The following is a 26,055-nucleotide window of genomic DNA, read 5'->3' on the forward strand; positions in this document are numbered from 1 at the left end:
ACCCTGTCCCACCCACGAAGAAGTGGAAGCACCTCCATGCGCAGAACGACCAGCCGCCTGCTGCGCGGCATCGCCCTCCTGTCGACCCTCGCCCTGGGCGCCACCGCCTGCGGCGACTCGGACGACGGCTCCGACCAGAAGGCGGTCTCCGCCTCGGACATCCAGGCGGCCCTGAAGAAGGGCGGCACGGTGACGGTCTGGGCCTGGGAGCCCACGCTGAAGACGGTCGCCGCCGACTTCGAGAAGAAGTACCCCAAGGTCAAGATCAACCTCGTCAGCGAGCGGTCCGGCGACAAGCACTACACCGCCCTGTCGAACGCGATATCGGCCGAGAAGGGCGTGCCCGACGTCGCCCAGGTCGAGTACTTCGCGGTGAGCCAGTACTCGCTCACCAAGGGCCTCACCGACCTGGCTCCCTTCGGCGCCGACAAGCTGGCGTCCAAGTACACCCCGGGCCCGTGGAACGCCGTGAGCGAGGGCAAGGCCGTCTACGGCCTGCCGATGGACTCCGGCCCGATGGCGATGTTCTACAACAAGACGGTCTTCGACAAGTACAAGATCGCCGTCCCGACCACCTGGGACGAGTACGTCGAAGCGGCCCGCAAGCTCCACAAGGCCGACCCCAAGGTCTACATCGCCAACGACGCCGGCGACGCCGGCTTCACCACCAGCATGCTGTGGCAGGCCGGTTCGCGTCCCTACAAGGTCGACGGCACCAAGGTGAAGATCGACTTCTCCGACGCGGGCGCCAAGAAGTACACCGACACCTGGCAGAAGCTCATTGACGAGAAGCTCCTCGCCCCCATCAACGGCTGGACCGACGACTGGTACAAGGGCCTGGGCGACGGCACCATCGCCACCCTGACCACCGGCGCCTGGATGCCCGCCAACTTCGTCACCGGTGTCCCGAACGCCAAGGGTGACTGGCGCGCGGCCCCGATGCCGGCCTGGACCAAGGGCGACAAGGCGAGCGCGGAGAACGGCGGCAGCTCCCTGACCCTGCCCGCGCTGGGCAAGAACAAGGAACTCGCCTACGCCTTCGTCGAGTACGCGAACGCCGGTGACGGTGTACAGACCCGCGTGAAGCAGGGTGCTTTCCCGGCGACCACCGCGGAGCTCAAGTCCACCGAGTTCCAGAGCACCAAGTTCGACTACTTCGGCGGGCAGGAGGCGAACAAGATCTTCGCCGACTCCGCCGCCAACGTCGCCGACGACTGGTCGTACCTGCCCTTCCAGCAGTACGCCAACTCGATCTTCAACGACACCGTCGGCAAGGCCTACGTCTCCGGCACGAAGCTGGCGGACGGCCTGAAGGCCTGGCAGGACGCCTCGGTCAAGTACGGCGAGGAGCAGGGCTTCACGATCGAGAAGTAGCCGGGAAGCAAGAACGCCGGGCGGCGCGGCGACCCGCGCCGCCCCCGTGCACCACATTCGGAAGGACCGCCATGATCTCCACCCTCCAGTCCCGCCGCCGCGGGGCGGACGGTGACCCCGCCCCGCGTCTGGCCTACGGTGCCGACTACAACCCCGAGCAGTGGCCCCGGGACGTGTGGGAGGAGGACGTCCGGCTGATGCGCGAGGCCGGCGTCACCGTCGTGTCCGTGGGGATCTTCTCCTGGGCCCGTATCCAACCGGGCCCGGACACATGGGACTTCGGCTGGCTCGACGAGATCATGGATCTGCTGCACGCGGGCGGCATCGGGGTCGACCTGGCCACCGCGACCGCCTCCCCGCCGCCCTGGCTCACCACCGCCCACCCGGAGATCCTCCCGGTGACGGCGAACGGCGAGACGGTGTGGCCGGGGGCGCGGCAGCACTGGCGGCCCACCTCCCCCGTCTTCCGCGAGCACGCGCTGCGTCTGGTCCGGGAGCTGGCGAACCGCTACCAGGACCACCCGGCGCTGGTGGCCTGGCACGTCTCCAACGAGCTGGGCTGCCACAACATCTACGACTACTCCGACGACGCGGCCCGCGCCTTCCGCGCCTGGCTGCGCGCCCGCTACGGCACACTCGACGCCCTCAACCACGCCTGGGGCACGGCCTTCTGGTCGCAGCGCTACAGCGACTGGGAGCAGATCCTGCCGCCGCGGCTCGCCGCCTCGCACCCCAACCCGACCCAGCAGCTGGACTTCAAGCGGTTCTCCTCGGACGCGCTGAAGGAACACCTGCGCGCGGAGCGGGAGATCCTCCGGGAGCTCACGCCCGACGTGCCGGTCACCACCAACTTCATGGTGATGGGCGGCACCAAGGGCATGAACTACCCGGACTGGGCCGACGAGATCGACTTCGTCTCCAACGACCACTACGTCCACCCCGGCCCGCAGGACCGTGACGAGCTGTCCTTCTCGGCGAACCTCGTCAGCGGCATCGCGGGCGGCCGGCCCTGGTTCCTGATGGAGCACTCGACGAGCGCGGTCAACTGGCAGCCCGTCAACGTGGCGAAGCGGCCCGGCGACCTGGCCCGCGACTCGCTGCTGCACGTGGCGCACGGCGCGGACGCGGTGTGCTTCTTCCAGTGGCGGCAGTCGGCGGCCGGCGCCGAGAAGTACCACTCGGCGATGGTCCCGCACGCCGGCGCGGACAGCGACGTCTTCCGCGCGGTGACCGAGCTGGGCGCCACCCTGAAGACGCTCGCGCCGGTCGCCGGCACCGAGCGGGAACCCGCCCGGGTCGGCATCCTCTACGACTGGGAGTCGTGGTGGGCCAGTGAGCAGGACTCCCACCCCACCTCCCTGCTCGACTACCGGCAGGAGGCGCTCGACTGGTACTCGGCGCTCCTCGCCCTCGGCATCCGCGCCGATCTCGTCACCACCCGCGCCGACCTCGCCCGCTACGGGATGCTGATCGCCCCCGTGCTGCACGTGGTCCCCGCCGAGCTCGCCAAGGAGCTGACGCGCTACGCGGAGCAGGGCGGCCACCTCGTCACCACGTACTTCTCCGGGGTCGTCGACGAGAACGACCACGTCTGGCTCGGCGGCTACCCGGGCGCCCTGCGCGAACTGCTCGGCATCCGGGTCGAGGAGTTCGGGCCGCTCCTGGCCGGGGAGAGCGTGGAGCTGGACGACGCCACCACGGGCACCCTGTGGACCGACCAGGTCACCGTCACCGACGCCGACACACAGGTCCTGGCCCGCTACCGCACGGGTGCGCACGCCGGCCGCCCGGCCGTCACCCGGCGTTCCACGGGCGGCGGTTCGGCCTCCTACGTCTCCACGCGCCTCGGCGTCGACGGGCTCGCCTCGCTGCTGCCGCGGCTGCTGGAGCCGGCCGGTGTGCAGAGCGAACTCCCGGCCCACCTGCGCGGACGCGTCGAGCTGACCGTCCGGCGCGGTGCGACGGGCCGCTTCCTGTTCGTGGTCAACCGGACCGACGACACCGTGCCGGTGACCGGCCTGGACGGCGAGGTCCTGGTCGGCGGCGCGGACGCCGACGGCGCCCTCGTCCTCGGGCCGAGGCAGGTCGCCGTCCTGCGCCGGCCGGCCGACTGACCCCCGCCCTCACCCCCACCCCCTCGACTCCTCGGCACGGCACGCGACTGTGCCGAGGGCCATCCCCTCCCGCTCTGGCGGCGGGAGGGGCCCACGCAGCGACCGCACCGCAGTTGGGAGCACAGATGGCACGCCGTACCCGCAGCAGACGGTCCCTCGGGGCCGCCACCCTGACCGCCCTGGCCACCGGGGCCGCTCTGCTCAGCGTCCCCACCCAGGCCGAGGCCGCCGCCTCCGTCACCGTCCAGCCGGACCCGTCCTACCAGCAGGAGAAGTTCGAGGGCTGGGGCACCAGCCTGGTCTGGTTCGCCAACGCGACCGGCGACTACCCGCCGGCGGTACGCGAGAAGCTGGCGAAGCTCCTCTTCGACGACGACGGGCTGGCGCTCAACATCGCCCGCTACAACATCGGCGGCGGCAACGCCCCGGACGTCAAGGACTACCTGCGCGCCGGTGGCGCGGTCGAGGGCTGGTGGAAGGCCCCGGCGGGGACCACCCGCGAGGACACCGACTGGTGGAGCGCCGACGACCCGGCCGACTGGAACAAGGACGCCGACGCCACCCAGCGCTGGTGGGTCAACCGCATCAAGGACGACATCACCCACTGGGAGACGTTCAGCAACTCCCCGCCCTGGTTCATGACCGTCAGCGGCTACGTCTCCGGCGGATTCAACGCCAACGCCGACCAGCTGAAGACCGAGTCGGTCGACGACTTCGCCGCCTACATGGCGGGCGCGACGAAACGGCTGGAGAAGGCGGAGGGCATCAAGGTCGACACCGTCGACCCGTTCAACGAGCCCAACACCGGCTACTGGAGCACCCGCCTCGGCGCGGACGGCAAGCCGGTCGGCGGCCGTCAGGAGGGCGCCCACATGGGTCCCGAGCTCCAGCAGAAGGTCCTCGCCGCCCTGGCGCCCGCGCTGAAGAAGGCGAAGGTCAAGGCGGAGATCTCGGCGATGGACGAGACCAACCCCGGTCTCTTCTCGACGAACTGGAACGCCTACTCGCAGGCCTCGCGCGACCTCGTCGGCCAGATGAACGTCCACACCTACGGCACCGGGCAGCGCACCACCGTGCGGGACCTCGCCAAGGCCGCCGACAAGCCGCTGTGGATGAGCGAGGTCGAGGGCGACTGGGGCGACGGGCAGAGCTTCACCGACATGCGTCCCGGCCTCGGCCTGGCCCAGCAGATGGTGAACGACCTGCGCGAACTCGAGCCCAAGGCCTGGGTGTTCTGGCAGCCGGTCGAGGACTACGACAACATGAAGCCGGGCGGCGAGTCCGCCAAGGGCGGCAACTGGGGCGAGATCCAGATCCCGTTCAGCTGCACCTCGAAGGACACGCTCCAGACCTGCCCGATCTACACGAACACGAAGTTCGACACCGCGCGCAACTTCACCCACTTCATCAAGCCCGGCGACAAGCTGATCAAGGTGAACGACACCTCCAGCGCGGCCGCGGTGACGAAGAACGGCAAGGGCGCCTCGCTGGTCCACGTCAACAGCACCACCGAGGCCCGCACGGTCACCATCGACCTGTCGAAGTTCGGCAGGATCAGCCGCGACGCGACCGTCACCCCGGTCGTCACCAGCGCCGACGGCAAGCTCGAGAAGCAGGCGCCGATCAAGGTCGCCGACCGCCAGGCCACCTTCACCGTGCCCGCCCAGTCGGTGACCTCCTTCGCCATCAAGGGCGTGTCCGGCGTCGCGAAGGACGCCCCGCTGATCCGCAAGGGCCACACCTACACCCTGACCGGCGTCCAGAGCGGCAAGGCGGTCACCGTCGCCGCGAACGGCACCAACCTGGTCATCGGCACCGGCAACGGCACCACCGCGCAGCAGTGGCAGCTGGACGCCCGCTACGGCAAGACCGGTGCCCGCCAGCGGTACGTGTTCGCCAACCCGGCTGAGGGCAAGCGCCTGGCCGTCCGCGACAACGTGCCCGTGGTGGAGCCCGACACGGGCGAGCGGGACCCGGCCACCGAGTGGATCATGTCGACCACCGGTGACGGCACCTGGACCCTGGTGAACGCCGCCACCGGCCGCGTCCTCGAGGTAGGGGGCCAGGCCACGAACGAGGGGGCCGCCGTCACGACGTGGCAGCCCAACTCCGGTTCCAACCAGCGCTGGAGGGTCACGGACGTGACCCCCGAGGACTGACCCTCTCCGGCAGCGCCACGCAGTCCTCCGCCCGCACCGTGTCCGTCACGGTGCGGGCGGAGGTGTGTCGGTGCCCGTTTCGGTGTCGCTCTTCCGGTGTCGGTCTTTCGGTGCCGGTGCCGGTGCCGGTCAGGAGCGCAGCGCCTTGCGCAGCCGGGGCTCGGAGGCCCGCTCCCACCGCTCGGTGAGCTGCCGCTCCCGCTCGGCGGCGGTGGCCTGTTCCTGGCCGTACAGCAGGCCCCAGGTGAAGCCGGGCTCACCGGCGGCGTGGGCGGCAACCGCCTGGCGGCGCAGGGTGTCGCGGGCGACGACGCTGTCGTGGTGGTCGCCGAGCGCCTTCTGCACGGCCTTGGCACGCTTGGCCAGGCGTCGCGCGGGCCTGCCGAGGGCGGGGACGGCCGCCTCACCGGCGTAGCGGAGACGTTTGGCTGCCTTCCGGGCCTCGTGGAGGGCGGCGTCGCGCTCCGCGCCGGGGGGCTTGCGCCGGGCACGTTCGACCCGGCCGGCCAGCCGGTCGTACTCCTTCAGGATCGCCTGGGGCAGGGCCTTCGCCGGCTTCCGGGAGGCCTTCGGGCGCAGGGGCGGATGGGTGGTCAGCCGGTTCAGCGACTCCAGGAGGGCCATGTAGCGGGGTGAGGAGAGCGCGGCGAGGGAGCGTTCGCGGGCCTGTGCCGACCGGGTGGCGTTCCAGGCCTGCAGGCGGGCGGCGGCGGGGCCGAGGACCAGTTCGCGGGGCAGCGCCTCCATCCCCTCGTGCAGACGCTCCATGAGCACTTCCTGGTCGCGCTCGGCGCCCAGTTCGCCGCCGAGCCACTTCAGGTCCGCCCGGACCGGGTCGGTGACCTCGCGGTCGAGGAGTGAGCGGTAGGAACGCAGGCAGCTGCGCAGGCGCCGGCAGGCGACTCTCATCCTGTGCACCGAGTCGGGCAGGTCGCGGCGTACGGCCGGGTCGAGGTCCACGATGGCGCGGGCCTGTTCCGAGACGTAGGCGAGTACGTGCTCGCCCGCGGAGCCGGGGGTCACGTCGGCGGGGCCGTCCGGTGCGGACTCGGCGTCGGGGGTCGTCTCCTTCAGGGCGCGGGTCAGCTTGGACGGGGCCGTCGCCGGGACGAAGCCCTCCTTGCCGAGCGCCTTGTCGACGCGCTTGAGCAGGGCGGGGTCCGCGTCGCCGGCGAGTTCGACCTCCAGTTCCGTCCAGGCCGTGTGGCCGCCCTCGGGGCGCAGGGAGTCGGCGCGGACCTGGTCGAGGACGACCTCGGCGAGGAGGGCCCCGTCGGCGTCGACGAGGTCGCGGACGGCCCGGCTGGAGCGGATGCGGACGACCGGCTCGAGGCGGGCGCCCCGGGTTCGCGAGAGCGCCAGATCACCCAGGCTGTCGGGGATCTCCTCCTGCAGGGGCGCGCGGATCTCCTCGCGGGTGTCGTCGGCCAGCGGCAGCTTGAGGTGCCATCCCGCGTCGGAGCCGCCCGTGCGGCGGCGCAGGGTCGCGGAGGTGCGGGTCAGCCGCAGGTCGGCGGTGTCGTAGTAGACCGCGTCCAGGTCGTGGGCGCCCGCGTCGACGAGTGTGGCTCCCTTGCCCTTGTTCCTGCCGGTCAGGCCGGAGAGGCTCGGGAAGCCGCCCGAGGCCGGCACTTGGTACTTGCGTTCCGTCTCCCGTGTCGACTGGGTCATGTATGTCCGGTTGACGGGCTGCGCGGAATCAAACCTGCGCGACGCCGGTCCGCACCGGATACGGCAGGTCAACGGCCATCGTCGCGGCACCGGCGGCCGGGATGCGCTCCAGCACGCCGCCCGCGAAGACGTCGTACAGGGGCAGCGTCTCGAGGTGGACGTAGCCGATGTGGGGGTGAGGCCCCGCCCGCGGGCGTGGGGTGTCAGCCGTCGGAGAGGCGGTCGAGGACCTCGGTGACCTGGTGGCGGACGGCGTCCCGGGCCTCCGGGTGGAGCGCGCCGAGGTCGGTCCGCTCCAGGGCGTCGAGGACCTGGTCGGTTCCGGCGTCGCAGGAGGTGCTCTCGCTGAGTACCTCGTAGCCGTCGCGGACGGCCACGCGCAGCAGCTTGCGTCCCTCGCCGTCGGCGTGGACGGCGACGGCGACCACGAAGGGCGGCGGGCCGCCCGCTTCGGCGGGCAGCTTGCGGTAGCCGCTGACCAGGGGCTCCTGCCAGGTGAGGCCGAGCAGCAGGGGGCGCTTCGCGATGAGCTCGGCGAGATCGGTCTCGTGGACGCGGTCGGGTTCGAGCACCGTGGCCCGGGCGTCGAGGACGAGAGCGGCGGGCAGCAGGCAGCGCAGGGTGCTGCCGACGATGTTGCCGCCGACCGTGGCCGTCCGGCGCACAGCGCCCGTGCCCACACTGGCGGCGGCCCGGCGCAGCACCTCAGGCGCCTGCTCGTCGATCCGGTGCAGCACCACGGCCGCGCCGAGCGTCCCGGGCCCGATCACGTTGGCCTCGGGCACCTCCCGCAGGGACACGGCCAGTTCGGGGAATCCGTCCCGTTGCCAGGCCGCCCACACCAGGCTGGCCCCGCCGATCGGTACGGCACCCTCGGCCAGACACTCCTGCACGGCGGATATCGAGGTGGGCAGACGCAACAACACGGCAACCGACCTGCCTTCCCTGGCTGTTGGCGTGAGGAACGCGGCCCCCCGCCAGATGATCACTGGACAGACCGAATTCTGCCCATGCTTGCGGGGGCGCAACCAGGGCTCACGTCTGCCGTCCGTGCGCCCCTCCTGCCGGGGCGCGGCCATGGCCGTCTCCGGAAATTCCGTTGCGGCAGGCGTGGTTGCCCCGGACCCTGACCCTCATGTCCTACGTCCTGCGTCCCGCCACGCTCGCCGACGCGCCCGCCGTCACCGACCTGCTCAACGCGATCGACCTCATCGAGATCGGCCGGCCCGAGACCGACCTGCACACCGTCGAGGCGGATCTGAAGCACCCGGAGACCGACCTCGGGCGGGACTCCTGGCTCGCCTTCGACGGGGACCGGCTGGTGGCCTACGGGCTGCTGTGGGACGAGTCGGGCGGTGAGCGGATCGACGTCGACCACTACGTCCTGACCGACCACCAGGAGGCCGGGCGAACCCTCCTGGAGGCGATGGAGGCCAGGGCATTGGACAAGGCGCGGGAGAACGGCGCCGAGCAGGCCGTGGTGCACCTGCACCTGAACGTCCGGCCCACGCTCGACACGGACCTGATCCGCGCCCGGGGCTGGTCCGTCGTCCGGCGCTACCACGTGCTGCACCGTCCCCTCGACCGTGCGACGGACGTGGCGCCGTCCCTGCCCGAGGGGGTACGGGTGCGGGCCTGTGCGACTGAGGCGGACCGGGCCCGCGTGCACGCGCTGTACCAGGCGAGTTTCGCCGACCACTTCGACTTCCAGCCGCGCGGCTACGAGCAGTGGCTGCACGACGTCGACGCCGCGGGGCTCGACTGGTCGCTGGTGTGGATCATCGGCACCGACGATCTCCCGGACGCCGGATTCCTGCTGGCCCGGGACGACCGTGAGGCCATGGGGTGGATCCGCAGCATCGGCGTGCTGCGCGAGGCCCGGGGGCGTGGCCTGGCCGGGCTGCTGCTGCGGCACGCCTTCGCGGCCTTCGCCGCGCGGGGGCGGGACACGGTGGGGCTGGGCGTCGACACCTCGAACGCCACCGGGGCGCCCGAGTTGTACGCGCGCAACGGGATGACCGTCCACTACGCCGTCGACACCTGGGAGGCGGTGCTGCGCTGAGCGTGGTGTGCTGAGCGTGGCGCGGTCGCCCGACGACGCCGCGGACGGCGGCGGCCTGCCGCGGCCCGGGCGCGTACGTCGTCGCTCAGGTCACCGGCGGTTGCGGGGAGTCGCTCGGTCCGACGGGCGGACACGGGCCCGGAGCGCTGTCGGCAGCGACGGGCGCAGGGGCGGAGGGAGCCGTCCCCTGGGGCGGGACTGACGCGTCGGCATGGACGCCGTACGGGACCGGGAAGCCGGGGGCCGGGGTGTACGGGAGCGGGGCCTGGGGGTGTCCGCCCGGGAAGGGCGGGAACGGCGGGAGCGGTGTCGGCGCGGGGGCGGTCCGGGCCGGCCGGCGGCGGCGGGCCAGCCACAGGACGGCCGCCGTGTACAGGGCGATGCCGGCCAGGTCGAGTGGCACGAGTTGCCAGGGCGCGTCGGCGGCGGTGTCCTGGCTCTTGAGACCGTCGACGACGGCGGCCGAGACGCCGAAGGCGAGGAGGTTGTTCACGGCGTGCAGACCGATGGCCGCCTCCAGGCCGCCGGTGCGCACGGTCAGCCAGCCCGCGACCGCCCCGAACACGACCAGGTCGGCGAAGCCCCACGGGGTGCCCCAGCCGTGGGCGGCGGCGAACAGGACCGCCTGGGGCGCGATCGCCCACCAGGGCGAGCGGAGGAAGGCGCCGACCGCCTGCGTGAACCAGCCGCGGAAGACGTACTCCTCGGCCGCCGCCTGCAGGGGCACCAGGACGACCAGCATCGCCAGGGCCGGGACGAAGAACTCCCAGCCCGCCCACCGCGCCGGCGGTTCGTCGCCCGCGGGCAGCAGGAGCATCGCCCCGGTGGTGAGGGCGAGGATCGGCAGGGCCGTCACGCAGCAGAGGCCCAGCCATCGCCACCGCACTCCGCCCGTCACCGACGAGACCGTGCCGGCCGGGCGGCGGCCGATCCAGCGCACCGCGAGCAGCACGAAGGGGAGGGCGACGGCGAGCATCAGCAGGTCGACGGCGGTGCTCAGCCGGGGGTCGAACTCCACGGTTCCGTCGGGCGCTTCGGGATAGCCCCGCGCGGCTCCCACGGTGGAGGCGAGGCCGTAGAGGACAACGGTCACGACCGTGTACGTCACCGCGAGGAACAGGGTGCCCAGCACGGGCCGCCACCATCGGTGACGTGCCGATGTCCGGGCCAGACGGTGGTAGCCGAGCGGTTCGGCGAGGTGCCCGGGCGGCACGGCGGCCGGCGGGCCGGGGAGGTGACCGGGCAGCGGGGCGGCGAGCGGACCGGGCAGGTGCGCGGGAGCCGCGGCGGGGTGCGGGTTCGTCATGGTGGCAAGCCTCCCCGGCGGCCCGTGGCCCGGCATCGACCCCGGGCAGGAACGGTGTCTCCATCGGAGGGTAGAGAGCGGCCTCGTACCGGGGGCGGGTGCCGGGCGGCCGTGCCCCGTCCTACGCTCGTGCCGACATGGAGACGATACGCAACTGGCTGCTCCCCGCCCTGCTCGCGGCCGGACAGATCGCCTGGCTGTGGCCCGGAGCGAGCCTGGTAGGCGACACGGTGCCCGGTCCGGCGGGAGTCGTCGCCGTCCTGGTCGCCCAGGGCGTCGAGACGGCCGCGCTGGGCCGTCGCCGACAGGCACCGGTTCACGCCCTGGCCTGCACGACGGGCACACTCCTGCTGGGCCAACTCGCCTGGGAATACGGTTACTTCGGGTTGGGGGTGCCGGTCGCGCTGTACTCGGTCGCGGTCCGCCGCCCCGTGCGCGTGACCGTCCGCGCGGTCGCCGCGGCCGTCGGCGTCGAGTGGCTGCTGTCCCTCGTCCACACCGGGCTGCGGCCCGCGCTGGCCTCGGAGTGGGCGCTCGGCGCCCTGCTGTACGCGGTCTGCGCGGGGCTCGGTGAGGCCCGCCACCAGTGGCTCAAGGGGCGGTCGGCCGCGGCCCGTCGGCTGGCCGGCGCGGAGGAGGCCCGACGGCAGGCGGGCGACACCGAACGGCGGCGTCTGGCACGCGAACTGCACGACGTGAGCGCCCACCATCTGACGTCCGTCGTCATCACGGCCGACGCCGCGCTCCGACTCGGCGGCAGCAGACCGGAGTTGACCGCCGAGGCGCTGTCGTTCGCCGAGCGCACCGGCACCGAGACCCTCACCTCGCTCCAACGGCTCGTCGGCCTGATGCGGGATACCGACGGCGGCGCGGATGGGCGCCCGATGACGGCCCGCATCGAGGAACTGATCGCCGGATTCGGGCGGTTGGGGCGCCCGATCGAGGCCGAGCTTCCCGACGACCTGGCCGGTCCGGCGGCCGAGGCCGTCCACGGGATCGTCCGTGAGGCCCTGACGAACGCCCTGCGGCACGCCCCGGGCTGCGCCGCGCGTGTGCGCGTCCGGCGCGGGGACGGCGTCCTGGAGCTGACGGTGGACAACGCTCCGCCGCGTGGCTCCGCACCGCACGGTGTCGGCGGCCTCGGCTCGGGGCGCGGCGTCGCCGGGATGAAGGAGCGGGCGGCGGCCGTGGGCGGGGAGCTCACGGCCGGTCCCGAGCCGGGCGGCGGCTGGCGGGTGCGGGCCGCACTCCCCGATGTCACAGGGCCGCGGAGCCCGTCCGCGGACCGGCGCGACGTACTGCGGGAGCAGCGGCTGGCCGACCCCGCCCTGGTGTTCGCCGCGACGATGCTGCCCCTGTCGTTCGCCATGGTCACCGCGGAGGAGTGGACGGGCGCGAGCCTGCGCGCCGCGGCGCCCGCACTGCTGGTCCTGGCCGCGCTGGTGACCGTCCACGCCCTGCCGTTGCTGTGGCGCCGGAGTGCTCCGTGGGCGGCTCTGCTCGGCGTGCTGGCCACGTCGTGGCTGTGGCCGGTGGCGGTCGCCGTGGCCGACATGCCGGCGCGGGTGTCCCAGTTCTTCGCCGCCGCGGCACTCGCGGAGCTGCTGGCCGTGTACGCGGTCGCGGTGTACGGCCGGGGGGCCGCCGGCACCTGGCCGGCGTGGTGCGCGGCCGCCGTCTCGCTCGCCGGGGTCCTGGTGGCGACGGCGGCCGCCGACGGGGAGCTGACCGGCGCGGGCTCGATGCGGGTCACCGCCGTGGTGATGTTCGTGCCGCTGGTCGTCGTGCTGGCCGCCCTGTTCGTCGCCCTGTGGGGTGCCGGGCTGGCCGTGCGGCGCCGACGGCTGCGGGTGCTGGCCCTGGACGACTTCGCGCTCGCCACCTCGCTGTGGCACGCGGAACGCGCCGCGGACGCCGAACGGCACCGGCTGGCGGAGCGGTTGCGCGACGCCGTGCTGCACCACACGGCCGCACTGGTCGGCCGGGCCCGGCAGGGGCGGCTGGAGGAGGTGGCCGCCGAGGCCCGCTCCGCGCTCGCCGCCATGCGTGAACTCCTGCACGGCCTGGGCGGGTCGGAGGATCCCGGTCGGCGGCTCGCTCCGGCGCCCACCGCCGCGGACCTCGACGCACTGTGCCGGACCCTGGCCGCGTCCGGCCGGAACGTGACCCTGCGGGGCCTGCCCGAGGCCGCGCGGGACCTGCCGGCCTCGGTGGCCCTGTCGGCGTACCGGATCGTCGAGGCGGCGCTCGGCGCGGGCGACCAGGGGCCGGCGCGGGTCACGCTGCGGCGGCGGCGCGACACCCTGCGGGTCACGGTGTCGGGCGTGCCGCTGGCGGTGACCGGGCCGGTGGCCGAGCGCCTGAAGGTGCAGGTGGACGCGGGGGCGGGCCGGATCACGCTCGAACAGGCCGGTATCGTACGGGTGTTGTTGTCGGCCCGGCCGAGTCCGGCGCCCGTCCAGGAGGTGTCCCCGTCGTCACACGCGTGATGGTCGTCGACGATCAGGCGGTGGTCCGCGCAGGATTCGCCGCCATCGTGGACGCCGAACCCGATCTGACCGTGGTCGCCGAGGCCGGTGACGGCGCCTCGGCGGTGTCGCTCGCCGCCGCCGAGGCGCCCGACGTCGTGCTGATGGACATCCGGATGCCCGGCATGGACGGCCTCACCGCGACCCGTCTCGTCACCGAGTCGGAGAAGCGGCCGCGGGTGCTCGTCCTGACCACCTTCGACCTGGACGCGTACGTGTACGAGGCGTTGCGCGCCGGGGCGTCGGGGTTCCTGCTCAAGGACGCCCGGCCCGAGGACCTGCTGTCCGCGATCCGGGTCGTCGCCGCCGGGGAGGGCATCCTGGCCCCGACCGTGACCCGTCGGCTCATCGACACCTTCGCGCAGGGCGCCCCGCAGCCGCCCTCCGTCACCGGTGCGCTGTCCTCCCTCACACCGCGCGAGAAGGAAGTGCTCCTGCACATCGCGTCGGGGCTGGCCAACGCCGAGATCGGCGCCGCGCTCGGGGTGACCACGGGCACGGTGAAGACCCATGTGAACGCTCTGTTGTCCAAGCTGGGGCTGCGGGACCGGGTGCAGGCCACGATCCTGGCGTACGAGAGCGGGCTGGTCCGGCCGCGCGGAACCACACAGGCGTGAGGAGCGGCGGCGGTAGCCGTCGGTGGGGCTCGGCGGCAAGGCCGCTCACGGGCCGACGCCGGGGTGTCCGGATCGTCCAGAACGGCGCGCCCAGTTCCTCGCCGCCTGTCCCTGGCCGGCCGCTCACCCGTCTCGAGGAGCTGGACCCGCCCCACCCCTACCGGTCGGAGCCGATGATGACCCGCCAGCGCGGTGCGCTGGAGCCCTTGGGCGTGCGGGTCAACCTCGGCGAACGGGAAATCGGCGACGAGTACGGGCGGTACGTGGCCGCGGGCGAGTAGGACCGGCTACCCGACCTCGACCAGCAGGTCACCGCCCTCCACCTGCTGGATCCTGTTGATGGCGAGCCTGCTGACCCGGCCGGCCTTCGGAGCGGTGATGGTGGCCTCCATCTTCATGGCCTCGATGGTGGCCACCGTGGCGCCGGCCTCCACCTCGTCGCCCTCGGCTACCGCCAGCGTCACCACGCCCGCGAACGGCGCGGCGACATGGCCGGGGTTGGACCGGTCGGCCTTCTCGGTCACCGGGACGTCCGAGGCCGCGGCCTTGTCGCGGACCTGGATGGGCCGCAGCTGGCCGTTGAGGGTGGACATCACGGTGCGCATGCCCCGTTCGTCGGCCTCGCCGATCGCCTGGAGCTCGATCAGCAGCCGCACACCGGGCTCGAGGTCGACGGCGTACTCCTTGCCCGGCCGCAGACCGTAGAAGAAGTCCTTGCTGTCCAGGACGCTGGTGTCGCCGTAGGCCTGGCGGTGGGTGTCGAACTCGCGGGTCGGGCCGGGGAAGAGCAGCCGGTTGAGGGTGGCGCGCCGGGTCTTGTCCAGGCCCTCGCGGTCCTCGGCGGTCAGTTCCGTCACGGGCTTGGGCTCCGCGCGGCCCTGGAGCGCCTTGGTGCGGAACGGCTCGGGCCAGCCGCCGGGCGGGGTGCCGAGTTCGCCGCGCAGGAAGCCGATGACGGAGTCGGGGATGTCGTACCTGTCCGGCGTCGTCTCGAAGTCCTCGGGGCTGACGCCTGCGCCGACCAGGTGCAGGGCGAGGTCGCCGACCACCTTGGAGGACGGGGTGACCTTCACCAGCCGGCCGAGGATGCGGTCGGCGGCGGCGTACATGGCCTCGATGTCCTCGAAGCGGTCGCCGAGGCCGAGCGCGACGGCCTGGGTGCGCAGGTTGGAGAGCTGCCCGCCGGGGATCTCGTGGTGGTAGACGCGGCCGGTCGGCGAGGCGAGGCCCGCCTCGAAGGGGGCGTAGATCCGGCGGACGCCCTCCCAGTACGGTTCCAGGTCCCCGACGGCCTGGAGGTCGAGGCCGGTGGGGCGGGCGGAGTGGTCGGTGGCGGCGACGATCGCCGACAGCGACGGCTGCGAGGTCGTCCCGGCCATCGAGGCCACGGCCCCGTCGACGGCGTCCGCGCCGGCCTGGATCGCGGCGAGGTAGGTGGCGAGCTGGCCGCCGGCGGTGTCGTGGGTGTGCAGGTGCACCGGCAGGTCGAACTCGCGGCGCAGCGCGGAGACGAGGGTGGCGGCGGCCGGGGCGCGCAGCAGGCCCGCCATGTCCTTGACGGCGAGGACGTGGGCGCCGGCCTCCACGATCTGCTCGGCGAGCCGCAGGTAGTAGTCGAGGGTGTAGAGGCGCTCGTCGGGGTCGGACAGGTCGGAGGTGTAGCAGAGGGCGACTTCGGCGACGGCCGTGCCCGTCTCGCGGACGGCGTCGATGGCGGGGCGCATCTGGCCGACGTCGTTGAGCGCGTCGAAGATGCGGAAGATGTCGATGCCGGTGGCGGCGGCCTCCTGCACGAAGGCGTCCGTCACCTCGGTCGGGTAGGGGGTGTAGCCGACGGTGTTGCGGCCGCGCAACAGCATCTGGAGGCAGATGTTCGGGACGGCCTCGCGCAGGGCGGCCAGGCGCTCCCACGGGTCCTCGGCGAGGAAGCGCAGCGCGACGTCGTAGGTGGCGCCGCCCCAGCACTCCAGGGAGAGCAGTTCGGGAAGGGTGCGGGCGACCACCGGGGCGGCGGCGAGGAGGTCCTTGGTGCGGACGCGGGTGGCGAGCAGCGACTGGTGGGCGTCACGGAAGGTGGTGTCGGTGACGCCGATGGTCGGGGACTCGCGCAGCCAGCGGGCGAAGCCCTGGGGGCCGAGGTCGACCAGGCGCTGCCGGGAACCGGCGGGCGGCTCGCCCTCGGGCGGGGACGGCAGCTTGGTGGCCGGGTCGATCAGCTCGGGCCGCTCGCCGTGCGGCTTGTTCACGGTGACGTCGGCGAGGTAGGTGAGCAGCTTGGTGCCGCGGTCGGCGGAGTGGCGGGCGGTCAGCAGGTGCGGGCGCTGCTCGATGAACGACGTGGTGACGCGTCCGGCCTGGAAGTCGGGGTCGTCGAGCACGGCCTGGAGGAACGGGATGTTGGTGGCCACGCCGCGGATGCGGAACTCCGCCACGGCACGCCGGGCGCGGCCGATCGCGGCCTGGAAGTCCCGGCCCCGGCAGGTGAGCTTGACCAGCATGGAGTCGAAGTGCGCGCTGATCTCCGTACCGGCGTGGGTGGTGCCGCCGTCCAGGCGGATGCCGGAGCCGCCCGGCGAGCGGTAGGCGCTGATGCGGCCGGTGTCGGGGCGGAAGCCGTTGGCGGGGTCCTCGGTGGTGATACGGCACTGGAGGGCGGCGCCGCGCAGGGTGACCGTGTCCTGCGACAGTCCGAGGCCGGCCAGCGTCTCGCCGGAGGCGATGCGCAGCTGGGCCTGGACGAGGTCGACGTCGGTGACCTCCTCGGTGACCGTGTGCTCGACCTGGATGCGCGGGTTCATCTCGATGAAGACGTGGTTGCCGTCGCGGTCGAGGAGGAACTCGACGGTGCCCGCGTTGCGGTAGCCGATCTGGCGGGCGAAGCGGACGGCGTCGGCGCAGATGCGCTCGCGCAGCTCCGGGGCCAGGTTGGGCGCGGGTGCCAGCTCGATCACCTTCTGGTGGCGGCGCTGGAGCGAACAGTCCCGTTCGAAGAGGTGGATGACGTTGCCCTCGCCGTCGGCGAGGATCTGCACCTCGATGTGGCGGGGGTCGACGACGGCCTTCTCCAGGAAGACGGTGGGGTCGCCGAACGCGGACGCCGCCTCGCGGGACGCGGCCTCGATGGACTCGCGCAACTGCGCGGGGTCCTCCACGCGCCGCATGCCGCGACCGCCGCCGCCCGCGACCGCCTTCACGAACACGGGGAAGCCGATGTCCTCGGCGGCCCGGACCAGCTCGTCGACGTCGGTGGACGGCTCCGAGGAGCCGAGCACCGGTACGCCCGCCTCGCGGGCCGCGGCGACCGCGCGGGCCTTGTTGCCGGTCAGCTCGAGGGTGCGGGCGTCGGGCCCGACGAAGGTGATGCCCGCCTCCTCGCAGGCACGGGCCAGTTCGGGGTTCTCGGACAGGAACCCGTAGCCCGGGTACACCGCGTCCGCGCCCGCCCGGCGGGCCGCGCCGACGATCTCCTCGACGGAGAGGTACGCGCGCACCGGATGTCCCGGCTCCCCGATCTCGTAGGCCTCGTCGGCCTTGAGCCGGTGCAGCGAGTTGCGGTCCTCGTACGGAAAGACGGCGACGGTGCGCGCTCCCAGCTCGTAGCCGGCGCGGAATGCCCGGATCGCGATCTCACCACGGTTGGCGACCAGCACCTTGCGGAACATTCTGGATCCCTTCAGCCTGCCCGGTGACGGGACCATCGTGTCCGTGCCGGGCACGGAGTGCCATGTGAGTCGGGCCACTCACCGGTCCTTCTTTCCCGGAAGGAGCCCGGAAGAGGCCTCAGAAAGCGCGTACCCAGCGGGGAAAGCGCTCACCACGGCCGCCCGCGACTGCCTGTCGGTGCGAGCAACTAAGCTCCGGCGCATGAGTGAGGCGGACAGCGACAGACGGGTCGTCGACGGGCGGTTCGAGCTTCGGGCACGGCTCGGTGGCGGCGGTATGGGCACGGTGTGGCGTGCCACGGACCTGGTGCTCCATCGGAGCGTGGCCGTCAAGGAAGTCCGCCCGCCCGACCCGGCACTCGCCGAGTACGACCCCGAAGCCGCGCGGATGCTGCGGGAGCGGGTGCTGCGCGAGGCCAGGGCGCTGGCCCGGATCGACCATCCCAACGTGGTGACGATCCATCACGTGGTCGACGGGGGTGAGGGCAGCTACCCGTGGCTCGTCATGGAGCTGGTCAGCGGCGGTTCGCTGGCCGACCGTCTCGCCCGCGGGCCGATGGAGTCCGCCGAGGCGGCGCGCATCGGCCTGGAGGTGCTCGCCGCGCTGCGCGCCGCGCACGACGCCGGCATCCAGCACCGGGACGTCAAGCCGGCCAATGTGCTGCTGCGCCCCGACGGCCGTCCTGTCCTCACCGACTTCGGCATAGCGGCGATCCGCGAGGCGACCGGCCTGACCGCCACCGGATCGGTCATCGGGACCCCCGACTACATGGCGCCGGAGCGGGTGTCCGGCCACGACGGCGGTCCCGCGTCGGACCTGTGGTCGCTGGCGATGATGCTGTACACGGCCGTCGAAGGACAGCACCCCCTGCGCCGCGCCACGACGCTGGCCACGCTCGCCGCCGTCCTCAGCGAGCAGGTGCCGCCGCCCGCGCGGGCCGGGGCACTGGGCGACGTCCTGATGCGTGTTCTCGTACGGGATCCGGCGGCGCGGCCGGACGCGGCGGCGTTCGCGCGGATGCTGGCCGAGGTGGCGCGCGAGCCGGGACAGCGGGGGCAGGCGCAGGAGCCCCCGACCTCCTACCCTCTGTCTCCTCCGCCGGGAGCGCCGAGTCAGGAACCGGTCACCCCGCCGAGCGGGTTCGGGCCGCCGCCCGGATCCCCGGCCCCGTGGCACCACCCCACCGCGCACCCTTCGCCGGCGCCGTGGGGCGGCCCCACCCCGCCCGTGTTCCCGGCCGCCGGGACCGGCGCCACGCCCGCGGTGGGTCCTGCGGTGCGACCGGCGGGGCGGCGCCCGCGCTGGGCGACGGTCGCCCTGCCCGGGGCAGGGGTGGTGCTCGCCGGTGTGCTCGTGTGGACGCTGTTGCCGGAGCAGGGCGGCGGCTCCTCGTCCTCCGGTTCACCGAACACGTCCGGGACGGCGAGCACGGGTGCGGCGACGGCTTCCGCGACCGGGACGGGCGCGGCCGGACGGCCGGCCCAGCAGACGAAGGAGGCCGGCGCGACCGACATGCTGACCCCCGAGGGCATCCGCACCGCGATCGAGGCGTTCGAGAAGGAGACCGGCAGGGACCGCTTCGGCTCCTTCTCGGTGTATCCCGAGTACGTCTCCGCCTCTCTCATGGTCAAGGGCAGCGACACCAAGTACGACTCGTACACCTACCGCCCCGGCGAGGGGGTGCGGAAGGGCATCATCAAGGGCACGTTGATGACCGGGGAACAGCCGGTCAGCCTGGACGGCTTCGTCTGGGACCGGGTTCCCGCGTTGCTCGCCGAGGCCGACAAGAAGCTGAACGTGGACGACCCCGACAGCCGCTACCTGCTGGTGAGACAGCCGAGCACGGTGTTCGACACCCCCGCGGGGATGGCCGTCTACCTCAGCAACGAGTACAACGAGAGCGGCTATCTGGAGGCCGACACCAAGGGCCGGGTGACCAAGGTGATGCCGGTCGACGGATAGCGCGTCCGCGGCCGCGCTCCGCCGTCGTCAGTCGCGGGCGGCGTCCAGCAGCTCCTGCAGCCGCATCATGCACGGAGTGCAGTGGCGGTCGGTGTCGTGCCCGCCCGCCGCTGCCCCGGCCAGCGAGGTTCCGCACAGGCTGCTGTCGTGCTGGTGCCGGGACACTACGTGCCACACCAGCTCACCGCCGCCCGACGCCAGTCCCACCTTCATCTCGTACACGGCTCTTCCCTTCTGCCGGGCCGACCTCCAGCACACCGCGTACGCCCGCCCCGCGTCCCGTCGGGCTGGGCCGTTCGGGCGAATCCGCCACCGAACGGCGCAGCCCCGGTGGCCGGGACGCGCCGGTCGTGGCAGGGCTGTTCAGCCCTGTGTCACCCGGTGCACGGTGAGGGCGGACACCTCGAAGGACATCTCCGTCACGTCCGGTTCGGGCGCCGGGTGGTAGCGGCCGGCGCACACCGACAGGTTCACGATCAGACAGGCGTACCAGTCCTCCCCCACACCACGGCGATCGGCGAAGACGGTGCTGCCGTTCAGGGCCCAGACGACGTTCCGCGCGCCGAACTCGACGCTCAGGTCGATCCAGCCGCCGGGTCGGACGGCCTCGTCCCGGTGGTAGCGGTGGGCCGCCCGCACATGGTTGGAGAACTCCAGCAGATCGGGATGGTCGGGGTGGTACTCGAACACGTCGATCTCCTGGTCGCCGTCCCGCCAGGTCCAGATCGCGGGCCAGGCCCCCGTCTCGGTCGGCAGCCGGACCCGGGCGTCGAGGCGGTCCCCCGCCCTCACCGTGAAACCCTCCTCGCTGCCCTCGGTGGTCAGCAGCCCGGTGTCCCAGAGGCCGTCGGGACGGCGTGTGGCCCGGAAGGCGCCGCTGCGTGCGTACGCGGGATCGGACACCAGGTGGTCCAGCTTGTCGTCGTCGGGATTCACCGGCCCGCCCCCGGGATAGGCCCACGAGCGGCCCGCGACCCACTGGCGTGGCGAAGTGAAGTCGGCTCTGAAGCAGACGTCGGTCACGGGCGTCCTCCTCGTCCTCGCGCAGGGTGCGTCGCGCGAGGCATCCCCCTCCTCACGACCGTCATGCGACGGCGGGGACGCATGGCTGCGGCAAACCACCCCGGCGCGGGACGGATGCGTACACATGTGCGCGTGTCCGTCAACGGGCTGTCGAGCAGGCATCGTTGACGGACACCCTCGTTCCGTTCGACTGGTCGGACATTGTTCGAGATGTCTTGACGCCACACCACACACCGTTTGACACTCTCGCAACACCACGTCACACAGCTGAAACGGCGGGCCCACATGACGCACATCCCCCGACTCCGCAGCCGAGCGAGACGCTGGGCGGGCCGCCTCGCCGGAACGACCGCCGCGTCACTGCTCCTGGGCCTCCTGGGGACCGCAACTCCCGTGCAGGCGGCGGAGGTCGCCGACGTCACCGACGGTCTGGCCCTCTGGTACAAGCTCGACGGTCCGTCCGGCGTCACGGACGCCTCCGGTCACGGCCGGAACGGCACCGTCCAGGGCACCGCCGACTGGTCGGGCCAGGGCCTCGCCTTCAACGGCACCGACACCTACGTGAAGGTGCCGAACGACGTCATGAAGGGCATGACCGCGATCACCGTCTCCACGGACGTGCTGATCGACGCGACGCAGAGCACGCCGTACTTCCTCTACGGCTTCGGCAACTCCAGCGGCGGCAACGGCAACGGCTACCTGTTCACCACCGGCAACTCCTTCCGCACCTCGATCGCCACCGGCAACTGGTCGACGGAGCAGACCACCAGGCCCGCCGACTCCCACAACCTGACGCGTGCGGTGTGGAAGCACATCACCTACACCCAGACCGGCACCACCGGCGTCCTGTACGAGGACGGTGTGGAGGTCGCCCGCAACACGTCGGTGACCATCACCCCGGGCGCCGTCGGTTCCGGCACCACCACCGCCAACTACATCGGCAAGTCGGTCTACTCCGGCGACAAGCTGTTCAAGGGCAGGATCCGGGACTTCCGGGTGTACGACCGGGCGCTGGCCGCGTCCGAGGTGGAGCAGCTCGCCCTCCCCGTGGCCACGCAGGGCGTCGCCGACGACGAGGCGGCCCTGAGCCTCGGCGACACCAGTGCCGTCGTCGCCGACCTGGACCTGCCGAGGACCGGCACGGCGGGCGGCTCCACGATCACCTGGGCCAGCGACACCCCGTCCGTGGTCTCGGACAGCGGCAAGGTGACCCGCCCGGCCGCCGGCGAGCCCGACGGCCACGCCACGCTCACGGCGACCCTGAAGAAGGGCTCCGTGACCGCCACCAAGTCCTTCGAGGTCACGGTCCTCGCGTCCTTCGACGACGCCGCCGCCACCCGGCAGGCCGCCGACTCCCTCGCCGTCCACAACCTCGACGACGTGCGCGGCAACCTCACCCTCCCGGCGACCGGCGCCTACGGCACCGCCGTCACCTGGTCCTCGGCGCAGCCGGACGTCGTCTCCGCCGACGGCGTGGTCCACCGGCCCGCGCACGGCGCCGGCGCCACGGCGGTCGAGCTGACGGCGACCGTCACCAAGGGCGACGCGAAGGCGACCCGCGTGTTCACCGCCAAGGTCCCCGAACTCCCCGCGCCCGCCGCCCCGAAGGGCTACCTCTTCAGCTACTTCACCGGTGAGGGAACCGCGGACGGCGAGCAGCTCTACTTCGCCCTCAGCAAGGGCAACGACCCGCTGAAGTGGCGGGAGCTGAACGACGGCAGGCCCGTCCTCACCTCGTCCCTCGGAGAGCAGGGCCTGCGCGACCCGTTCATCATCCGCTCCCCGGAGGGCGACAAGTTCTACCAGATAGCCACCGACCTCAGGATCTACGGCAACGGCGACTGGGACGCCTCCCAGCGCACCGGCAGCAAGTCCATCATGGTCTGGGAGTCGACCGACCTCGTGCACTGGACGAACCAGCGCCTGGTGAAGGTCTCCCCGGACAGCGCGGGCAACACCTGGGCGCCGGAGGCCTTCTACGACGCGCAGCGCGGCGAGTACGTGGTCTTCTGGGCGTCGAAGCTGTACGACAACGAGGCGCACTCGGGCGACACGTACAACCGGATGATGTACGCCACGACGCGTGACTTCTACACCTTCAGCGAGCCCAAGGTGTGGATCGACCGCGGCTACTCGGTCATCGACTCCACGGTGATCCGGCACGACGGCACCTACTACCGCCTCTCCAAGGACGAGCGGAACAACACCTCCTCGACGCCGAACAGCAAGTTCATCTTCGAGGAGAAGAGCGACTCGCTGCTCAGCACGTCCTGGACCGCGGTCGCCGAGGGCATCGGCAAGGGCGCGATGAACGCGGCCGAGGGGCCGCTGGTGTTCAAGTCGAACACCGAGGAGAAGTGGTACGCGTTCCTCGACGAGTTCGGCGGGCGCGGCTACATCCCCTTCGAGACGACGGATCTGGACTCCGGTGTGTGGACGCCGTCCGCCGGCTACGACCTTCCGGCCAGGCCGCGCCACGGCACCGTCCTGCCGGTCACGCAGGCCGAGTACGACCGGCTGCTGCGCACCTACCAGCCCGACCAGCTGGTGGCGAGCGCCGAGGACGTGACGGTGAAGACGCGGGTCGGTGAGGCGCCGGTGCTGCCCGCGACCGTGATCGCCGAGTACGCCGACGGTGTGCGGCGGCCTGTCGCGGTCACCTGGGACGACGTCCCCGCTTCGGCCTACGCGCAGGCCGGCGCCTTCACCGTGAACGGCGGCCTCCAGGACGGCTCGGCCTTCGCCGTCCACGCGGAGGTCACCGTGTCGGCGGAGGGCCCCGACGTGCCCGCCGACCTGCTCCTGCGCTACGACTTCGACGAGACCTCCGGCAACATCGCCCGGGACACCAGCGGCCACGGCTACCACGGCACGTACGTCCGCACGCCCGACTTCGGCACCGGCGTGCACGGCGGCTCGTTCAAGATGTCCGGCGACTCCGCGACCTCCCCGTACGTGAGGATTCCGAACGGTGTGCTGAAGAACGCCGACAGCGTGACCGTGTCGACGTACGCCAAGTGGAAGGGCGGCAACAGCTTCCAGTGGCTGTTCGGGCTCGGCCCCGACAGCAACAAGTACCTCTTCGCCACCCCCTCCAACGGTGGCTCCAGCCTCTACTCGGCCATCACGAAGGCGAGTTGGTCGGCCGAGTCGAAACTGACGGCCGGCTCCCAGCTCACGCCCGGCGAGTGGCGGCACGTCACGGTGACCCTCGACGGCCGGACCGGCACGATGGTCCTGTACGTCGACGGCATCGAGGCGGCCCGCACGATCACCACCATCAAGCCGTCCGAGCTGTACGACGCCAACAAGGACTACAGCGGCTACATCGGCAGGTCCCTGTACTCGGCCGACCCGTACTTCGGCGGCGAGGTCGACGACTTCCGGATCTACGACCGGGCCCTGTCGGCCGCGGAGGTCATGGAGCTCAGCGGCAACACGGCGGGCATCGCCAAGGCGACGCACCCCTCGCTGAAGGTCGACGCGATCGTCGACAACGCACACGGCAGCATCACGCTGCCGATGAAGGAAGGCACCGATCTCACCGCCCTGGCACCGGAGTTCACCCTCGCGCACGGCGCGGCGATCAGCCCCGCCTCCGGCAGCGTGCACGACTTCAGCGAGCCGGTGACGTACGAGGTGACCGGCTCCGACGGGAAGAAGCGCAGCTGGACGGTGTCGGCCCTGGTCATGAAGAGCCCGGTCCTGCCGGGGCTCAACGCCGATCCGAACATCGTCCGGTTCGGCGACACCTTCTACCTGTACCCGACCACCGACGGCTTCGAGGGCTGGAGCGGCACGCAGTTCAAGGCCTACTCCTCCACCGACCTGGTTCACTGGAAGGACCACGGGGTCATCCTCGACCTGGGTCCGGACGTGTCCTGGGCGGACAGCAGGGCGTGGGCGCCGACGATCGCCGAGAAGGACGGGAAGTACTACTTCTACTTCTCCGCCGACGCGAACATCGGTGTCGCGGTGTCGGACTCGCCGACGGGCCCGTTCAAGGACGCGCTCGGGAAACCCCTGCTGAAGGCGGGCCAGTTGACCGGCCAGATGATCGACCCGGCGGTCTTCACCGACGACGACGGGCAGTCCTACTTGTACTTCGGCAACGGCCGCGGCTACGTCGTCCCGCTCAACGCGGACATGGTCTCCTTCGACGCCTCGAAGGTGAAGGACATCACCCCGAGCGGCTACAACGAGGGCTCCTTCGTCATCAAGCGCGACGGCACCTACTACTTCATGTGGTCCGAGAACGACACCCGGGACGAGAACTACCGCGTCGCCTACGCGACCGGTCCCTCGCCCACCGGTCCGTGGACCAAGCGGGGCGTGATCCTCGAGAAGGACCTCTCGCTGGGCATCAAGGGCACCGGCCACCACTCGGTCGTCCATGTGCCGGGCACCGACGACTGGTACATCGCGTACCACCGGTTCGCCATCCCCGGCGGTGACGGCACGCATCGGGAAACGACCGTCGACAAGCTGGAGTTCGACGCGGACGGTCTGATCAAGAAGGTCGTGCCCACCCTGACGAGCGTCGACCCGGTCGGCATCGCCCACGCCGGTCCGGACGCGAGCGGGACGGAGGGGGACGCGATCGCGCTGACCGGCACGGTCTCGGGCGCCGGCAGCCCGCGGTGGACCATCGAGAAGGGGGCGCCCTGCACCCTGGCGGACGCCGACGCCGCCCGCACCACGCTCACCTGCACCGACGACGGCAGCTACCGGGTCACCCTGACCGCCGGCCGCAGCAGCGACACCGCGACCGTCACGGTCGCCAACGCGGCCCCGGCGATCAGCTCGGCCTCCGGTCCGAAGTCGCCGATGAGCGTCCGTCAGCGGGCGGTGGTGAGCGCCGTGTTCGGTGACCCGGGCACGTCCGACACCCACACCTGCGCGGTCGACTGGAAGGACGGCACCGAGCCGACCCCCGGCACCGTCACCGCCTCCGGCTGCCGCGCCGAGCACACGTACACCAAGGCGGGCCTGCACCGTCCGGTGGTGACCGTCACCGACGACGACGGCGCCTCCGACAGCACGACGCTCCCCGAACTGGTCGTGTACGACCGCGCCGCAGGCCCGGCGGCCGGGGCGGGCATCGTCCGCTCCCCCGCCGGCGCCTACCCGGCCGGCCCGAAGCTGACGGGCAAGGCGGCCTTCTCCTTCACCGCCGAGTACCGGGCGGGAGCCGTCGTCCCGACCGGCAAGGTCACCTTCGACTTCGGCCCGGCCCGGCTGAAGTTCCGGTCGACGACCGCCGACTGGCTCGTCGTCACCGGCTCCCGAGCCGTCCTCCAGGGCTCCGGCACGGTGGGCGGCAAGAGCGGCTACGCCTTCCGGATCACTGCCCTGGACGGCGCCCCGGACATCTTCAGGATCAGGATCTGGCAGAAGTCGACGGGGACCGTCGTCTACGACAACGGCGCCCTGGGGAAGGTCTCCGGTGCCGTCACCGTGGGCGTCCGTCGCGGATAGGCCTCCGCAGGGCCCGTAGGGTCCGTCCGGTGTCCCGGGCCGCGCCCCCCGCCACCGGGGGGGGGGCGGGCCCGCCGCCGCCAAACCCCGCCCCCCCC

Annotated in this window: 14 protein-coding genes and 1 pseudogene; 8 read left to right on the forward strand and 7 right to left on the reverse strand. The window is 72.3% G+C overall.

The window, feature by feature from the left end; translation table 11 throughout:
• The first annotated feature begins 36 nt into the window (after window positions 1-36).
• The 3 genes from ACPT94_RS27100 to ACPT94_RS27110 all read left to right on the forward strand — a co-directional run bounded on the left by ACPT94_RS27100 (window position 37) and on the right by ACPT94_RS27110 (window position 5,647).
• Window positions 37-1,374, forward strand: coding sequence for an ABC transporter substrate-binding protein (locus ACPT94_RS27100; protein ID WP_360341388.1), 1,338 nt, complete (start codon window positions 37-39; stop codon window positions 1,372-1,374).
• Between the two features lie 71 nt (window positions 1,375-1,445).
• Window positions 1,446-3,488: a beta-galactosidase gene (locus ACPT94_RS27105; RefSeq protein WP_360341391.1), complete on the forward strand. Its 2,043-nt coding sequence runs from the start codon at window positions 1,446-1,448 to the stop codon at window positions 3,486-3,488.
• A gap of 125 nt (window positions 3,489-3,613) precedes the next feature.
• Complete coding sequence (locus ACPT94_RS27110) at window positions 3,614-5,647, forward strand: RICIN domain-containing protein (protein ID WP_425247037.1); 2,034 nt, start codon at window positions 3,614-3,616, stop codon at window positions 5,645-5,647.
• 129 nt (window positions 5,648-5,776) lie between these two features.
• On the opposite strand, the gene ACPT94_RS27115 is transcribed toward ACPT94_RS27110, so the two are convergent.
• The 3 genes and pseudogenes from ACPT94_RS27115 to ACPT94_RS27125 form a co-directional block, all read right to left on the reverse strand.
• A complete protein-coding gene (locus ACPT94_RS27115) occupies window positions 5,777-7,318 on the reverse strand; it encodes a CYTH and CHAD domain-containing protein (RefSeq protein WP_360341397.1) in 1,542 nt (513 codons plus the stop codon).
• A gap of 28 nt (window positions 7,319-7,346) precedes the next feature.
• A pseudogene (locus ACPT94_RS27120) lies at window positions 7,347-7,511 on the reverse strand (STM4011 family radical SAM protein); the annotation flags it as partial.
• A 10-nt stretch (window positions 7,512-7,521) separates the two neighbouring features.
• A complete protein-coding gene (locus tag ACPT94_RS27125) occupies window positions 7,522-8,244 on the reverse strand; it encodes an FAD binding domain-containing protein (RefSeq protein WP_360341400.1) in 723 nt (240 codons plus the stop codon).
• 209 nt (window positions 8,245-8,453) lie between these two features.
• Between ACPT94_RS27125 and ACPT94_RS27130 the strand changes: the two genes are divergently transcribed.
• Complete coding sequence (locus ACPT94_RS27130) at window positions 8,454-9,380, forward strand: GNAT family N-acetyltransferase (protein ID WP_425247038.1); 927 nt, start codon at window positions 8,454-8,456, stop codon at window positions 9,378-9,380.
• Between the two features lie 85 nt (window positions 9,381-9,465).
• Here ACPT94_RS27130 and ACPT94_RS27135 read toward each other — a convergent pair whose 3' ends face one another.
• Window positions 9,466-10,686, reverse strand: coding sequence for a CPBP family intramembrane glutamic endopeptidase (locus tag ACPT94_RS27135; RefSeq protein WP_425247039.1), 1,221 nt, complete (start codon window positions 10,684-10,686; stop codon window positions 9,466-9,468).
• A 137-nt stretch (window positions 10,687-10,823) separates the two neighbouring features.
• On the opposite strand from ACPT94_RS27135, the gene ACPT94_RS27140 reads away from it, so the two are divergent.
• Both ACPT94_RS27140 and ACPT94_RS27145 read left to right on the forward strand, forming a co-directional pair.
• Window positions 10,824-13,175 carry a histidine kinase gene (locus tag ACPT94_RS27140; RefSeq protein WP_360341409.1) on the forward strand — a complete coding sequence of 784 codons (2,352 nt, stop codon included), beginning with the start codon at window positions 10,824-10,826 and terminating at the stop codon, window positions 13,173-13,175.
• On the forward strand, window positions 13,175-13,831 hold the full coding sequence (locus ACPT94_RS27145; protein WP_360341412.1) for a response regulator: 657 nt from the start codon (window positions 13,175-13,177) through the stop codon (window positions 13,829-13,831). Before ACPT94_RS27140 ends, ACPT94_RS27145 begins: the two co-directional genes overlap by 1 nt.
• Before the next feature lie 287 nt (window positions 13,832-14,118).
• On the opposite strand, the gene ACPT94_RS27150 is transcribed toward ACPT94_RS27145, so the two are convergent.
• A complete protein-coding gene (locus ACPT94_RS27150) occupies window positions 14,119-17,493 on the reverse strand; it encodes a pyruvate carboxylase (protein ID WP_425247040.1) in 3,375 nt (1,124 codons plus the stop codon).
• A gap of 202 nt (window positions 17,494-17,695) precedes the next feature.
• Here ACPT94_RS27150 and ACPT94_RS27155 point away from each other — a divergent pair, with 202 nt between their 5' ends.
• The gene (locus ACPT94_RS27155) at window positions 17,696-19,456 is read left to right on the forward strand and encodes a serine/threonine-protein kinase (RefSeq protein ID WP_360341415.1); all 1,761 of its coding nucleotides are present in this window, start codon (window positions 17,696-17,698) and stop codon (window positions 19,454-19,456) included.
• A gap of 27 nt (window positions 19,457-19,483) precedes the next feature.
• Here the strand turns inward: ACPT94_RS27155 and ACPT94_RS27160 are convergent, their stop codons facing one another.
• On the reverse strand, window positions 19,484-19,678 hold the full coding sequence (locus tag ACPT94_RS27160; protein ID WP_360341418.1) for a hypothetical protein: 195 nt from the start codon (window positions 19,676-19,678) through the stop codon (window positions 19,484-19,486).
• A gap of 141 nt (window positions 19,679-19,819) precedes the next feature.
• Window positions 19,820-20,479, reverse strand: a complete 660-nt coding sequence (locus ACPT94_RS27165; protein ID WP_425247041.1) for a LamG domain-containing protein — start codon at window positions 20,477-20,479, stop codon at window positions 19,820-19,822.
• Between the two features lie 285 nt (window positions 20,480-20,764).
• Between ACPT94_RS27165 and ACPT94_RS27170 the strand changes: the two genes are divergently transcribed.
• Complete coding sequence (locus tag ACPT94_RS27170; RefSeq protein WP_425247042.1) at window positions 20,765-25,957, forward strand: family 43 glycosylhydrolase; 5,193 nt, start codon at window positions 20,765-20,767, stop codon at window positions 25,955-25,957.
• The last annotated feature ends 98 nt before the right edge of the window (window positions 25,958-26,055 follow it).

It is taken from the genome of Streptomyces aurantiaciflavus, assembly GCF_049808595.1.
GTDB lineage: Bacteria > Actinomycetota > Actinomycetes > Streptomycetales > Streptomycetaceae > Streptomyces.